Raw genomic sequence first — 14,557 nt, 5'->3', positions numbered from 1 at the left:
CATTTTTTGTTTGCGGTTGCAAAGATAATAATAAAGTAGTAAGGTGTAAAAATGAAAAGGTGTAAAAATGAAAAGGTGGCATCTGTTATTACCTCCATTTCAAGTTACCGCGATTATAAGAGAAATATACGCCAGGTATTCCTATAAGCGCGAAAATAATAAACCCCCATCGCATCGCCGACATGAAAACTGTGTCGGGGACAGCTTCCACAGATAGGTCTCCAAACATCAGAGAGAAGATAAGTGTGACTATACTCATACTTATGATCTGGCCGAAAACCCTCATAGAAGCAGCTAGTCCGGATGCCTGCCCATATTGTTTCCGGTCTACTGAACTCATGATTGTGCTCATGTTGGGTGAGGAGAAAAGTGCAAAGCCAAGTCCCACCCATACGAGTATGGCAATAATTACTCCCAGCGGTGTGTCGGGACCGATGAAAGCCAGCATTGCCAGTCCCGATGAACATATGGCCATGCCGGTGGTGGCGAAATAACGCGGTTGAAATTTATCGGATAATTTTCCCATTACCGGTGAGAAGATTGCCATTACTACCGGCTGTGAAATTATTATTGCACCGGCGTCACGCGGCGATAGCCCATGCACCTTCTGGAGATAGAGGCTTAGGAAAAAAACAATAGCGAATGTTGATGTATAGTTTATCAGAGCCGATAGGCTGGAGTATGTGAAGAGCCGGTTATGTGAGAAAAGTTTTGTATCAAGAAGCGGGTATTCTGTATTGCTCTCAAATTTCCAGAAAAGGAGAAGAAGTATCACAGCCCCGCCCATTAATCCCCACCCTGCCAGGGAGGGAATCTGGGAGGATCCGTAAACGAGCGCGGTGAGCCCGGTCATAAATAGGAAAGTTCCTTTTCTGTCTGCCTTTTTAGTGGTGGCGGCTCTATTAGATTCGCTCTTGAGGAAGATGAACGAGATAAAGATAGTAATAACTCCAAGTATTACCGAGATGAGAAAGAGTGATCTCCATCCGGTGTGTAGTGTGAGTATTCCCCCGATAAGCGGTCCTAATGCAAGCCCTCCGTAAACCGATGCTACCGAGATACCGAGGACCTGTCCCCTTTTTTCAACTGGGAATGACGCCACCAGTATAGCCTGTCCGGTGGTGCTGGTAAATGCAGTGCCCACCCCCTGCAGAAAACGCCCGGCAATAAGCCAGTTCCCGCTTGGAGCCGTGTAACAGACGACTGACGCCAGCGTAAAAATCAGGACCCCCAGCTTAAATAGTTTTCCATTGTCTTTTCTGTCGCCCCATGCTCCTGCAGGCAGCATAAAAAGTGCTGTAGCCAGCATGAAGGAGGTAATTATCCAGCTCAGCTCAATGGCGTTTAGAGAGAAGTCCCTTTCAATGGTTGGAAGGGCTATATTCACCGATGATACCAGAAAGGTACCCATAAATGATGTTACAGCCACTACCAGCAGAATTGATAGACCTTCTCTTTTTTTAAGCACTTGAATTTTGTTCATCCTTGATTATAAAAAATACGCTACAGTACTTAATAATAATTGAACTTTCGCATCTGTTGCGATAACAGCCGAATCTCGCAAATGACAATGCTTAGTGACCTGTTTCATCTGACGTGTGTTGCACAAAACATATGCATGTCTTATGTTTAGCAATATATATCTGTAACTTAGATACAAGCACAAGCAAAACTTAAATTAATAAGTCTCTCTGATATGTGTTACAGTGATGGGTGTCCTATTGGCGGCTTTCAGATTGGGAGAGGTGATGATAATTGTTTTCTTCTCTCCTGGCAGCAGATCAATGAAGTTGTCGCTGTAGCGGGCTCCCTGCACGGGGATCTCCACAAAAACATCTTTCGCCAGCCCTTTGCTCGAAAGGGTAACCCTGTATTCACCATCGCTATATTGCACCTTGCTGTTCACCTTTGTTTCCGGTAGTTCCAACATATTTGGCCAATAGAAAAAATAATCTTTTGTTGAGATTTTGTTTCCATTGTTATCGGTAAGAAAAGCGTGGATAACAGTATGCGATTTTTCTGCCTCCGTAACCAGGTCAGATACGTTGAAAGTTTTTACGATGTTGCTAGAGTTGGCTTTGGCAGTCACTCTTTCTGTGATCTCCTTTTGTTTTCCTCTGGAGAAATCGATAACCTGAACAGTAAGGCGCAGATTGTTATTGTCATACAGATAATCTGACATAGTATAGTAATTCAACTTGTTATCAATGAATTTAACACCCAGGGCGAGAGGAGCGAATACATCCCTCATCCGGTAGTGTTGAGCTTTCCAATTGTCGTAGTAATCGATACTCGACCAGGAGACTACGGGCCAGTCATCGTTAATCTGCCAGTAGAGGGCACCCATGCAGTAAGGCCTGCCGCGCCGCATCGCTTCCACCGACTCCTCCATGCCGTTGCCCTGCATCACCAGGCCCACATAGACAAAATCCTCAAAATTCTTCGGCTCTTGGTAATACATATCCATGTATTTTTTTATCAGTGAGTTGCCTGTAGAAGCTTTCTGGTGTACTTTCATTACCTCACTCTCAAGCTCCCACTGATCTTCCGGAGCAAAGGAGCGAATAGTTTTCATCTCGGGGAACGACTGAAAACCGAATTCACTGGCAAAGCGCGGTAACCTGTCGGCCATAGCCTCGAATGGAAGGTTTCCGTACCATAAGCCCCAGTCGTGCACGTCACTTGCGGAAAACTTCTCAGGGTTTCCCCAGTTTGAGTCGTAGGGCGACCCGTGTATGTAGCTGCGTGTGCCATCATACTCGTCCACCAGCACGGGAAGCAGTTCCCGGAAGGTTTTGTCGTATCCCCTGAACCAGGAGTCCATTATTTCAGCAGGGTACTCCTTCTGCCAGCCCCAGTGCCGCAACCCTTCTTCCACTTCGTTGTTGCCGCACCAGAAAGCCAGTGAGGGGTGATTGCGGAGCCGTTTGATGTTATAAATGGCTTCTTCTTTCACGTTTGCCAGGAAAGCATTGTCGGAAGGGTAGGGTACACATCCGAAAATAAAATCTTGCCACACCAGGATACCTCTCTCATCGGCCTGCCGGTAGAACTCTTCATTCTCATAGATACCACCCCCCCAGACGCGGACAAAGTTCATATTGGCTCCGGTGATATGATCGAAGATCTTGTTATAGTAGTCTTTGTCCTGATTAGTAGTAAAAATTTCACCGGGTATGTAATTTGAACCTTTGGCGAAGAAAGGGATTCCGTTTACTTCGAAATAAAACGATCTTCCGTGTTCATCAGGTTCCTGTACCAAGCGGACAGATCGGAGGCCTGTCCTAACCTCTTTTTCGGCAACACACCGGTCTCCAATATTGATCTTTACAAAAAAATCATAAAGGTGCTGTTCACCCCAATTGACCGGCATCCAGAGCTTGGGGTTGTTTATGATTGTAGGAACATTAATGAGGTTTTCCCCTTTTGTAAGGCATATATCCTTGCGACCCAAGGAGAGCTGCTTACCCTCAAACGTATAGCCGTAAACAAGGGTTGCTTCTCCCCCGGTTAGAGAATTTATCTGGATCTGATGCTCGATCTCGGCTTTCTCCTTGGTGATTACGGACTGCTTCACATAGTAGTCCTCAATCTGCATATCGTTATAGAAAAGAAGAGAAACAGGCTTCCATATACCCATCTGAACAATACGGATACCCCAGTCCCACCCAAAGTGGTAGGGTGCCTTGCGATTATATACGCTCAGCTTCTCTTCCCGGTGATCGTTGCCCGCAGGGTAATCATAGCCATACGTTGCACGTGCGGGCATCATTGTTTGTACAGGAGAATAGAAACGTATATAAAGCATGTTTTTTCCCTCCTTGAGCATGTTTTTTACAGGCACTTTGTGACCTGTGAACATATTCTGCGAACGCAGAATATGTGAGCCGTTTAAAAAAATATCGGCATGGGTATCCAGCCCTTCAAAGAAGATAACCGCATCATCATATTTCATCTGTTCTGCTGAAACGGTAAAAGATTTTTTGAAATCCCAGTTTTCATCCTCTACCCACTGAATTTTGGTTTCGTTGATTCCGTAATATGGATCTGGCAAGATGTTGTGTCGCACCAGGTCATGCTGTACCGAACCGGGAACCTTTGCATCGTACCATTGGCCCTTGTTCATCTGTGAGAACTGCCATCCTTCGTTCAGTGATAGAACCTCCCTATTTTGTGCAACTAATAATGCTGGTATCCAAATGGATAGTAGAAACAATATTTTTCGTGTCATATTAAATCGATTTAAACTAAGATTTCTGATTTGCAAAGATAAGAAATATGTGGAAAATTGTAAATTTGTATTTCAGTAACGTTTCAATTCGATAAAAATGCAGGATATATCATTAATAGAACGCGAGGATTTTCTTCAGCACTATCGTAAGCTCTATACTTTTTTTAGAGAGGTATGGAGCATGGATAAAACTTCACGCCTGAAAGAGATATTGTACAGGTCTTTTGTGAAGTCGCAGGGAGAGGATGGAAGCGTTGCGATGTATGATTTACTTTCACAGATGAGAACGGCTGTGATCATCATTGATGAGATCGGTTTGAAACAATCAACTGTTTCTGCCGTGCTTCTTTTCCATCCTTTTTTAAAAAAACATATATCACCGTCAGAGACAGAGCTCTATTTTGGTGCCGATGTAGAGGCTATTCTGCGAGGGTTGAAGAAAGTTAACCAGTTCAGTGACAAGAAGAGCGCTGTTGAATCAGAGAATTATATAAAGCTGCTTCTTTCGTTTGCGGAGGATATAAGGGTTGTATTCATAATGATTGCCCGGCAGCTACAATTGATGCGCTTTGCCAAGATAGCCGATAGCCAGGAGAAGCTTGACCTGTCCGTTGAGTCCATATACCTTTATGCACCACTTGCACACAGGCTCGGCCTTTACAGTATCAAGTCTGAACTCGAGGACCTCTCTTTAAAATATACTGATCGTGAAACATATGACTATATCGCTCAAAAGCTTAATGAAACAAAGAGGTCTCGCGATAAGTATATAAAGGAGTTTATTCAGCCTGTGAAGGATCGCCTAGACAAGACCGGGCTTAAATACGATATAAAGGGTCGCACCAAATCAATTCACTCCATCAATAATAAACTTAAAAAGCAGAGAATAGAATTCGAAAGCATTTACGATCTGTTTGCTATTCGTGTGATTCTTGATTCACCTCCAGAACAGGAGAAAGCCCAGTGCTGGCAAGTCTATTCCGTAATAACTGATATGTACCAACCCAATCCCAAACGCCTGAAAGACTGGCTCTCAATACCTAAAAGCAACGGGTATGAGTCGCTGCATATTACCGTGATGGGACCCGATTCCAGATGGGTGGAAGTGCAGATCCGTACACGGCGTATGGACGACATTGCTGAGCGTGGTCTTGCAGCACACTGGAAATATAAAGGTGTAAAAGAGGAATCTACATTAGATAACTGGTTGAGTACTCTTAGGGAGTCGCTGGGTGATAACGAAACAAACCTTAGTCAGAAGCTTACAGATTTCAAACTCGATCTATACGATAAAGAGATCTTTGTCTTTACTCCCAAAGGTGATCTTTTTAAACTTCCCATGGGGGCAACAGTACTCGATTTTGCTTTTGCTATTCATACCAATCTGGGGGCTTCATGCATGTCGGGCAGGGTGAACGGTAAAAACGTTCCTATCAAGCACGTCCTTAAAAGCGGCGATCAAGTGGAGATCAACACCTCCACGCATCAGTCGCCCAAGCAGGACTGGCTTAATATTGTTGTTACCTCCAAGGCGCGTACTAAAATTCGTCAGCTTTTAAAAGAAGAGGCAGTAAAACAGGTTGATATTGCAAAAGAAACTCTTTCCCGTAGGATGAAAAACCGCAAGATAGAAGTTGATGAAGCTCATCTTATGCAGTTGATCAAAAAGCTCAGATACAAGACTGTTACCGATTTTTACGTGGATATAGCTACTGGAAAGACAGATGTGAACTGGGTTATAGACCGGTATCTTGAGTCAGAGAGCAAAGAAGCCGAAACAAAAGACACACATACTGTGGTTAGCGCGGGACTTTTTACTTTAAAACAACCCTTGCAGGAGCTAAAGAGCACTGATGAACTGATTATCGACCGGAATCTGACTGGTGTGGATTATAAACTTGCAAAATGCTGCAATCCCATATTCGGGGATGATATCTTTGGCTTTGTTTCATCCCAGGGGATAAAGATCCACAGGGTATGTTGTCCCAATGCGCACGATCTGTTTTCGAGGTTCGGTTATCGGGTGTTAAAAGCGCGCTGGTCAGGCACAACTGGCTCTTCCAGCTATACTATTGTACTAAGAATAATCGGCAACGATCAGATCAATATTGTAGCCAACCTAATGTCAATCATCTCTAAGGAAGAGGGGGTACAGATGCGCTCCATATCAATCGATTCAAACGACGGTTTGTTTCAGGGAAACATAACAGTAATGCTTGCCAATACCTCCATGCTTGAACAGCTTATCAAAAAACTCAAAGCAGTTAAGGGTGTAAAATCTGTTACAAGACTGAATTAAGATGAAAGTGACGGAGATCAATCAGATACCTGTCACTAAAATGTGGTGTTCTGTATAGGGCTGGCGGAAGTGATATTAATCATCAGTTCCCGGCTCAGAGTCAGAAGCAGAGTCAGAAGCAGAGTCAGAAGGTGATAGTGTGTCAAATGTACCAATCAGTTGCTGCACATACTCTCTTTCGTAATCAAGCGGGCGGAGAATATCGTCTCCATATTTAATAAGATCGATATCGATAACCACTTTACCCAGGTATTTATCCTTTGGGGTGCGTCCTACTGCCCGTTCTGTTTGCTTTATCTTTTCAATAATCTGATCAGGTAACATCCCTGTCTCAACTTTGGCTAGAATATTACGGAAAAGATAAGAATACTTATCATCCTCCGGCTCTGTTAATATGGGGTCACTGAAAACAATATTGGGAAATTGACGGGTAAGCATTCGCTTAGCTTTATCGATATTTGTTTTGGCGAATGTGTTTGATCCTATGCTAAGTAAAATTGTAATCATACAGGTAAATTGAAATACAAATATACACATTTATAATGAAAATGTACGCATAAAAGCAAAATCTATTATCTTTGTCTAATCAAACCTGTTAAAAATGAAAAAATTACAAGTTGCATGTTTGCTGTTTATCCTGATCCTCTCTTTCAGTATTCAGGCACAGGAATCAAAGCCATTGATCTACCGGATAAATGTCAAGGAAAATATAGGGAGTAACACATGGATATATCTCCAGAACGGACTTCACAATGCAATGGAGAAAAATGCCCATGCCGTACTCCTGCATATGAACACTTATGGCGGAAGCGTTCTCGAGGCAGATTCCATGCGAACGGCAATACTCAATTTCCAAATTCCCGTGTATGTGTTTATAGATAATAATGCAGCGTCAGCCGGCGCTCTTATTTCGATAGCCTGTGACAGTATCTTCATGCGCAGCAGCGCGTCAATTGGTGCGGCAACTGTCGTTGACGGAGCTACCGGAGCCCAGTCTCCCGATAAATACCAGTCGTATATGAGAGGTATTATACGTGCTACTGCAGAGAGTCACGGCAAAACAGTGATAGTGCAAAATGGTGATACCATTACAAAATGGAAGCGCGACCCGGCTATAGCTGAGGCAATGGTTGATGAAAGAACAGTAATACCGGGTTATGACGATTCTACAAGAGTACTTACTTTAACTGCTAATCAGGCTGTTGAGCTGGGATATTGTGACGGTATTGCAGAGAATGTTCATGAACTGGTTGTCACATATTTGGGTTATAACGACTATACGTTCGAAACCTACAATCCCTCTTTCTATGATAAGATAAAAGGTTTTCTTACCAATGGGCTGGTACAAGCTTTTTTGATCATGTTTATTATAGGAGGTATCTATTTTGAACTGCAGTCACCCGGTGTAGGATTTCCATCTGCAATGGCTATTACGGCGGCACTACTCTACTTTACCCCGTTGTATCTCACAGGATATGCCCAGAATTGGGAAGTGCTACTTTTTGTACTGGGACTAATATTCATTGTTTTTGAGATATTTGTCATTCCCGGCTTTGGTGTCACCGGAATACTGGGAATTCTGTTTGTTATATCTGCATTAGTGCTGGCCCTTATAGGAAATGTACGGTTCAATTTTGAAGGGCTCCCTGCCACAGAGATGTTTAGGGCGGTGATGACAGTGCTTGGAGGAATGGGGTTGAGTGTTGTCCTTATTATCTATCTGTCGGGTAGGATTGGGAAGCCCGGATTTCTTAACTTTGCAGCATTGCATGCAGATCAGGAGGGTTTTGTATCGGTACCCATGGAGCCGTTGGCCATGGTAGGTAAAACAGGGGTGGCGGCAACTGTTTTACGGCCATCGGGACGGGTGTACGTAGAAGGAGAGTATTACGATGCTATCTCACTGAAGGGGTTTGTTGATAAAGACGAGGAGGTTGTTGTTAAACGTTATGAGAATTCTCAGTTATATGTTGTACGGAAAATTTGAGATTTAAAACAATAAGCCCGTTAAAAATATCTGAAATCAGACTTTATAAATGTTTAACTGACTGGTAGTCAAAAATTGCTTTATGGAACAATTACTTTTTTGAAGTTGATTTAATTAGGTTATAATAACAGTAGGAATAATATTTATTTGGAAAATGAAAGTTGTAGCAATTATACCGGCGCGGTATGCATCTTCGCGCTTTCCAGGGAAACCGCTTGCCGACATGGATGGCAAACCCATGATCAGACGTGTGTATGAACAGGTGAGAAAAGTGGTTAACGATGTGTATGTAGCCACTGATGAAATCCGTATTTTTGATGCTGTAAAAAATTTTGGAGGTAATGCTCTGATGACATCCGAAAAGCACAGAAGCGGCACCGACCGTTGTTGTGAAGCGGTAAATGCTACAGGGTTGCATTTCGATGTAGTCCTTAATATTCAAGGAGATGAGCCCTTTATCCATCCATCGCAAATAGAATTGCTGATAGGTTGTTTCTCAGACCCTGATGTGCAAATTGCAACTTTGGTGAAATCTTTTTCAGTGGAGGATGGTTTTGAAGCATTGTTTAATCCATCATCACCCAAAGTTGTAGTCAATAAAAATAGCGAAGCTATCTATTTCAGCCGTTCTGTAATTCCCTATATCCGGGATGCGGATTATGGCGAATGGTTAAAGAAACATCTTTTCTACAAACATATTGGCATATACGGTTATAGAACAGATATACTGGTGGAGATTACGAAGCTGCTACCATCTGCTCTGGAAAAGGCAGAGTCCCTGGAACAGCTTCGATGGATTGAAAATGGATATCGTATAAAGGTGGCAGTGACTGAGCATGAGACAATAGGCATCGATACACCTGAAGATATGCAAAGAGCGTTGGAATATTTGAGACGGTCAAGGTAAAAACAATAAACCCTGAGAAATTAATCTCAGGGTTTATTGTTTACTAAAAAATACACCTTGTTTTTATTAATTGTATGCAGCAATTTCTTTTTCTGAGTAGGCTCTGCGTTTTGCAAAGAAGAAAATGATAAATGGCACTACTAACAGAACAATTGCCCAGAGGATATTGCTGAAGAGGGACCCTCTTTTCATATTGTTCACATAAATATAGCCCAGCATTCCTTCAATAACCAATACCAATCCAATTATCAGATTGGAGTTATTGGTTGTTCCCATTAAAAAAGGTACTATTAAAAAAGCAACGCCAATGAGCATTACTATTACCCCGATGTATTTTGCTAACTCTTTCATGTGTGTATAATAATTATGTTTTTGATTTCGTAACGCAAATAAACACAAAATTCAACAAACGAGGAAATTATTTTGCATAAAAATTTACTTTAATCACAAAAATGACCGGGCTGAGCAAATAACTATTCTTTTTTGTCCTGACAATATGCGAAAATGTTTATTTTTGTAATCGGGAACAGAAAAGATTATAAAAGTTGTGAAAGAGATACTGCGTTTTTTATATCAATGGATTATTTTCGTGCCGGTATTCATTTTGTTTACTCTTCTAACGGCGCTGATCGTTATAACTATGGCTCCCATTTTCGGGAGCAGGTTCTGGGGGTATTTCCCCCCGAAATGGTGGTCGAAGCTTACCTGCCGTCTTGCTTTATGCCGCATTAAAACGAAAGGGTATGAAAATCTCGATCCGCAACAATCCTATGTGTTTATTGCCAATCATCAGGGAGCTTTTGATATTTTTCTGGTTTATGGCTTTTTAAATCAGAATATCAAATGGGTACAAAAACAAAGTTTGCGAAACATCCCCTTTGTGGGATTTGCATCTAAAAAAGCAGGACATGTTTTTGTTGATAACTCAACGCTTGCCTCTAGAAAAGCTACAATTGAAAAAGCTAAAGAACAAATTGCCGATGGTTCATCAATGGTTATCTTTCCCGAGGGGGCACGTACCGTAACAGGTAAAATGGGGCGCTTCAAAAAGGGTGCTTACCATATTGCATATGATATGAAGCTGCCGATTGTTCCGTTAACTATCAATGGCTCGTATGAAGTTCTGGTAAGAAACTCTTTGCGGTTAAGGCTTTGTAAGAAAATGGAACTTATAATCCATGAACCTATACCTACCGAAAACCTTTCTGAAGCAGACATTCCACAATTGATTGAACGTACAAAAGAGACTATCCATAAGTCATTGTGGGAAAAATATAAATAACAGGAGATAATTTAGTTTGATTTAAAATGCGAGCAATCAGGTATAAACCTATATAAAAAAGGAATGGTTGTCTCACGACAACCAATCTTCATTGTTAACCTTAAATCTAATACCATGAAAAACACGTAGCAAAATTACACTTTCCTTTTCTTTTTTCCAAATGTTTTGATGAGAAATATCAGTCATTTAAACATATTTAGTATTTGTTTGTCGATAATTGTCAGAGTCCGTGAATTGTTTATTTTTGTTTGCATATTTTGATGAATTGTATTTCTATCCCAATTTTAATTTTAATCGTATATTCGGTTTGCAAAGAAGTTTAGTAGTCCCCAATTGAACCTGTACCAGCGTCTCGTAGCTCTTTGTTTTCCGCCAAACTGGAGCAGGAAACGTGATCTTCCGGCATTTTTATTTAAAAAAACCACATCCATAAAATCAAAATATCTGAATCCGTTCTCTTCCGCCATTTTCATAGCTGAATATATTGTGAATATTGTAGGATATAGCATTTTGTATCTTTTCGTTTTCCCCCAATAGTAGAGGCAGTACACAGTATTGTTTTTTTCGAATCCCAAAATGGCTCCTCCTATTATTTTGCCTTGATAACGAGTAATCATTATTTTACCTTTCCCTGTCTTAATGTAATAATGGAAAAAGTTTTCAAAATATTTATATGGAGGGAAGCGTCTCGATATTTTTTTGTTATTGGTATTCTGAATTAGATTGTATATCTCGTGTAAGTTCTCTTCAGAAGTAAACTCTTCCATCACCACGCCCTTTCTTATAGCTTTATTTACCTGATTTTTTCTCGATGGTGAGAGCTGATCCCATATTTTTCTTTTACGTTGTAAAGAGTTCCTTATGTTAATCCACTTCACCGAGTAGAAATGGTTATCTCTAAAGCCCTTATATCCGAAAATAGCGTTACCCAGATTTTCGTATCGGATCAGAAAAACCTTCTTTCGCACCTCCTTTACAAGTTGTGTTATTAGTAACTCGAATATCTCTATTTGGGGAAGTCCTTCTTCAAAGAAATCGGGTTGTTGGGAGATAAAGCACCGCTTGAATAAAGAACCTCTGAAGAAGTGGTTTATGCGCATAATAATTGCAAACATTGCAGCCACAGGCCTCTCTTTTTCAAAAGCAACAAGCATGAAAGGGGTGTAAGTAGGGGAATTTCCATACCAGTCGAATGATGCAGAAAAGTGAAAAAAATTGCGCTCCTCCAGTGGAGGGAGATCATCCTTTTTATAGTATGTTTTTACATTGTATTTTGTCATGAGAAAAAAGACATGTCAATTCCACACATATTAATTATAACAAAAATAATAAAAAAAATCGATACACAATGGTTTTTCATAAGTTATTAAAGCCTTGAGCTATCTGGAAATAAATAGATCCTGGCAATATTTTATCATAAAAAAGCCGGACTGATAGTTTTTTATTTCGTATTTTTGTATTCAGCAGATATTAACACAAAAACTTTTATATTTTTATGTCAAAAAGAATTCTTGTGACGGGGGGAACCGGATATATCGGGTCTCACACAGTGGTAGAGTTGCAACAAGCCGGTTACGAAGTGATTATTATTGATAATCTGTCAAATTCCAATGCCGATGTTCTTGAAGGTATAACGCGAATTACCGGCAAACGCCCTATTTTCGATAAACTAGACTGTACTGATTTTGAGGCGATGAAGTCTTTGTTTAAGAAATATTCCTTCGACGGAATCATTCATTTTGCAGCCAGCAAGGCCGTAGGCGAGTCGGTACAAAAACCGCTCATGTATTATCGCAACAACCTGGTTTCTTTGATCAATCTGTTGGAGTTAATGCCACAATACAACGTCAAGGGAATAGTTTTCTCTTCATCCTGTACTGTTTATGGAGAGCCCGATATAAATCCGATCGACGAAAATGCACCTATTAAACCTGCAGCATCACCCTATGGAAATACAAAACAGATAAACGAGGAGATTATACAGGATTTTGTTCATTCTGGTGCACCCATTAAAAGCATAATCCTTCGTTACTTCAATCCCATAGGTTCTCACCCCTCTGCAGAAATTGGAGAGTTGCCGCTTGGCGTTCCTCAGAATCTGGTTCCTTATATAACTCAGACAGGTATTGGCATCAGGCAGCAGTTAAGTGTCTTTGGTGATGATTATAATACTCCCGATGGAACCTGTATACGTGACTTTATAAATGTGGTTGATCTTGCAAAAGCCCATGTGATTGCTATTGAAAGGATGCTCGAAGATAAATCTGCAGAAAAAGTGGAGATCTTTAATCTGGGAACAGGTAACGGATTGTCAGTGCTGGAGCTGATTCATGTATTTGAAAAAGTATCCGGTGAAGCTTTGAACTACAAGGTTGTAGGACGCCGTGAGGGAGATATTGAACAAATCTGGGCTCAACCCGATAAGGCAAACAATGTGTTGGGATGGAAAGCCAGGGAGACAATTGAAGATACAATGGCATCAGCCTGGAAGTGGCAGCTGAGGTTGCGAGAAAAAGGGGTGATGTGAAACTGATAGTCCCTAAAAAGTCTGAATGGTTAATTTCAGACTTTTTTTATCTATGCCGAAAGAATGGTCAGAAGTAATACTCTATCACCAAATAGTAATCTTCATTTCCGCCTGGGGATTTCTCTATCTCAATCTTATTTTCTCTGGCTAACCAGCCTATAGCGGTATATATTTCCTTTTCAGACAGCCCTGACGCTTCGCATAACTGTGATACATTCCACTTCTGGCTGTTATTCAGGAGATTCCAGATTATCCTTGCGTTCGTTCCAATTATTTTTTTGTTCATCGTCCTACCTCTTTAAAAGATGAAAGAGCTGTACTGTAAAATTCTAAACAGAAAACCGATAATTTGCTCTATGATATCATAAAAACATTTGTAATAAGGATTTTGTTCTTAAATTGATACTGAAAGTGTCTAAAAAGAGAGGAAGATTATCAGATAAAGGTATACAGCAGGTACTGCTACAATAAGGCTGTCTATCCTGTCAAGAATGCCTCCGTGTCCCGGGATAAGTTGTCCGGCGTCTTTTACTGCACATGTACGTTTTATGAGCGACTCAAATAGATCGCCAAGAGTGCCTGACAGGGATACAACAAAGGCAAAACCCATCCAGAAGAAGGTCGAGAATTCTGTATATACGCGGGCATATATAATTGATGCCAGGAGCGTAAAAAGTATACCGGCGATAAAACCTTCGACCGACTTTTTGGGAGAGATATGTTCTATTAGTTTGTGTTTTCCGATTATAGATCCAATAAAGTATGCTGCAGTATCGTTTACCCATAGAAAAACAAACAATGCAAGTATGGGAACCCAATCGTATCCGCCCCCAGTAAGTTCTGCATGATACGAATAGGAGATAAACATAAGCAGGCTCAGAGGCATTGTTATATATACCTGTCCAAAGACAGAGTAGATGATCCCATGAAGAATATCGTGCCTGCGTATGAATACAGAGGATGCTATAAGAACAAGCATATATAGCATTATCATCACAGGAAGTGCATAGTTGTTTATATTTTCCTGATAAAGGAAGACTGCTACGAATATAAGCAATCCCATCACAATATTGAATATTTTACTTATAGCATGAGAAGTGTCTTTTTCTACCATCCGGTAAAACTCAAATAAACCAGTTCCTAAAATGGCTCCGAAGATGGCTAAAAATGAAAACCTTCCCCCCAATATACCCAAAAGCACGACCAGTATATAGATTATCCCGGCCACTGCACGTGTAATTAAGTTTTTTAAGTTCAAATTCAAAATAGTTTTTAAACATGCAAAGATACGGTTTATTTACGGAAAAGTTAAATTCCCAATCTA

General features: G+C 40.9%; 12 protein-coding genes. 5 read left to right on the top strand and 7 right to left on the bottom strand.

Annotated features, from left to right (window positions below):
* Positions 1-88 precede the first annotated feature (88 nt).
* Both KDN43_RS14180 and KDN43_RS14175 read right to left on the bottom strand, forming a co-directional pair.
* Positions 89-1,483: an MFS transporter gene (locus tag KDN43_RS14180; RefSeq protein WP_238867149.1), complete on the bottom strand. Its 1,395-nt coding sequence runs from the start codon at positions 1,481-1,483 to the stop codon at positions 89-91.
* Between the two features lie 195 nt (positions 1,484-1,678).
* Positions 1,679-4,231, bottom strand: a complete 2,553-nt coding sequence (locus KDN43_RS14175; protein ID WP_238867148.1) for a beta-mannosidase — start codon at positions 4,229-4,231, stop codon at positions 1,679-1,681.
* A gap of 97 nt (positions 4,232-4,328) precedes the next feature.
* On the opposite strand from KDN43_RS14175, the gene KDN43_RS14170 reads away from it, so the two are divergent.
* On the top strand, positions 4,329-6,530 hold the full coding sequence (locus KDN43_RS14170) for a RelA/SpoT family protein (protein WP_238867146.1): 2,202 nt from the start codon (positions 4,329-4,331) through the stop codon (positions 6,528-6,530).
* 75 nt (positions 6,531-6,605) lie between these two features.
* On the opposite strand, the gene KDN43_RS14165 is transcribed toward KDN43_RS14170, so the two are convergent.
* Positions 6,606-7,037, bottom strand: a complete 432-nt coding sequence (locus KDN43_RS14165) for a 2-amino-4-hydroxy-6-hydroxymethyldihydropteridine diphosphokinase (protein WP_238867144.1) — start codon at positions 7,035-7,037, stop codon at positions 6,606-6,608.
* Positions 7,038-7,131: 94 nt separating this feature from the next.
* Between KDN43_RS14165 and KDN43_RS14160 the strand changes: the two genes are divergently transcribed.
* Both KDN43_RS14160 and kdsB read left to right on the top strand, forming a co-directional pair.
* On the top strand, positions 7,132-8,517 hold the full coding sequence (locus KDN43_RS14160; protein WP_238867142.1) for an NfeD family protein: 1,386 nt from the start codon (positions 7,132-7,134) through the stop codon (positions 8,515-8,517).
* A gap of 154 nt (positions 8,518-8,671) precedes the next feature.
* Positions 8,672-9,424: a 3-deoxy-manno-octulosonate cytidylyltransferase gene (gene kdsB / locus KDN43_RS14155; protein ID WP_238867140.1), complete on the top strand. Its 753-nt coding sequence runs from the start codon at positions 8,672-8,674 to the stop codon at positions 9,422-9,424.
* A gap of 66 nt (positions 9,425-9,490) precedes the next feature.
* On the opposite strand, the gene KDN43_RS14150 is transcribed toward kdsB, so the two are convergent.
* On the bottom strand, positions 9,491-9,775 hold the full coding sequence (locus KDN43_RS14150; RefSeq protein ID WP_238867138.1) for a hypothetical protein: 285 nt from the start codon (positions 9,773-9,775) through the stop codon (positions 9,491-9,493).
* 196 nt (positions 9,776-9,971) lie between these two features.
* Here KDN43_RS14150 and KDN43_RS14145 point away from each other — a divergent pair, with 196 nt between their 5' ends.
* Positions 9,972-10,706 carry a lysophospholipid acyltransferase family protein gene (locus tag KDN43_RS14145; RefSeq protein ID WP_238867136.1) on the top strand — a complete coding sequence of 245 codons (735 nt, stop codon included), beginning with the start codon at positions 9,972-9,974 and terminating at the stop codon, positions 10,704-10,706.
* A 290-nt stretch (positions 10,707-10,996) separates the two neighbouring features.
* Here the strand turns inward: KDN43_RS14145 and KDN43_RS14140 are convergent, their stop codons facing one another.
* The gene (locus tag KDN43_RS14140; RefSeq protein ID WP_238867134.1) at positions 10,997-11,986 is read right to left on the bottom strand and encodes a peptidoglycan bridge formation glycyltransferase FemA/FemB family protein; all 990 of its coding nucleotides are present in this window, start codon (positions 11,984-11,986) and stop codon (positions 10,997-10,999) included.
* A gap of 215 nt (positions 11,987-12,201) precedes the next feature.
* Here KDN43_RS14140 and galE point away from each other — a divergent pair, with 215 nt between their 5' ends.
* Positions 12,202-13,233: a UDP-glucose 4-epimerase GalE gene (gene galE / locus KDN43_RS14135; protein ID WP_238867132.1), complete on the top strand. Its 1,032-nt coding sequence runs from the start codon at positions 12,202-12,204 to the stop codon at positions 13,231-13,233.
* A gap of 67 nt (positions 13,234-13,300) precedes the next feature.
* Here the strand turns inward: galE and KDN43_RS14130 are convergent, their stop codons facing one another.
* Both KDN43_RS14130 and KDN43_RS14125 read right to left on the bottom strand, forming a co-directional pair.
* Positions 13,301-13,519 (bottom strand): winged helix-turn-helix domain-containing protein, encoded by a 219-nt coding sequence (locus tag KDN43_RS14130; protein WP_238867130.1) that lies wholly within the window; start codon positions 13,517-13,519, stop codon positions 13,301-13,303.
* A gap of 129 nt (positions 13,520-13,648) precedes the next feature.
* A complete protein-coding gene (locus tag KDN43_RS14125; RefSeq protein WP_238867129.1) occupies positions 13,649-14,491 on the bottom strand; it encodes a phosphatidate cytidylyltransferase in 843 nt (280 codons plus the stop codon).
* Positions 14,492-14,557: the final 66 nt, after the last annotated feature.

The sequence above is a fragment of the Proteiniphilum propionicum genome, assembly GCF_022267555.1.
Lineage (GTDB): Bacteria > Bacteroidota > Bacteroidia > Bacteroidales > Dysgonomonadaceae > Proteiniphilum > Proteiniphilum propionicum.
Note: the sequence above shows the minus strand (reverse complement) of the source record. Positions and strands in the feature narration are given on the sequence as shown.

Excerpts from the sequence above, each read along its gene's own strand:
- KDN43_RS14180 (WP_238867149.1), bottom strand. The coding sequence starts at position 1,483 with ATGAACAAAATTCAAGTGCTTAAAAAAAGAGAAGGTCTATCAATTCTG.
- KDN43_RS14175 (WP_238867148.1), bottom strand. The coding sequence starts at position 4,231 with ATGACACGAAAAATATTGTTTCTACTATCCATTTGGATACCAGCATTA.
- KDN43_RS14170 (WP_238867146.1), top strand. The coding sequence starts at position 4,329 with ATGCAGGATATATCATTAATAGAACGCGAGGATTTTCTTCAGCACTAT.
- KDN43_RS14165 (WP_238867144.1), bottom strand. The coding sequence starts at position 7,037 with ATGATTACAATTTTACTTAGCATAGGATCAAACACATTCGCCAAAACA.
- KDN43_RS14160 (WP_238867142.1), top strand. The coding sequence starts at position 7,132 with ATGAAAAAATTACAAGTTGCATGTTTGCTGTTTATCCTGATCCTCTCT.
- kdsB (WP_238867140.1), top strand. The coding sequence starts at position 8,672 with ATGAAAGTTGTAGCAATTATACCGGCGCGGTATGCATCTTCGCGCTTT.
- KDN43_RS14150 (WP_238867138.1), bottom strand. The coding sequence starts at position 9,775 with ATGAAAGAGTTAGCAAAATACATCGGGGTAATAGTAATGCTCATTGGC.
- KDN43_RS14140 (WP_238867134.1), bottom strand. The coding sequence starts at position 11,986 with ATGACAAAATACAATGTAAAAACATACTATAAAAAGGATGATCTCCCT.
- galE (WP_238867132.1), top strand. The coding sequence starts at position 12,202 with ATGTCAAAAAGAATTCTTGTGACGGGGGGAACCGGATATATCGGGTCT.
- KDN43_RS14130 (WP_238867130.1), bottom strand. The coding sequence starts at position 13,519 with ATGAACAAAAAAATAATTGGAACGAACGCAAGGATAATCTGGAATCTC.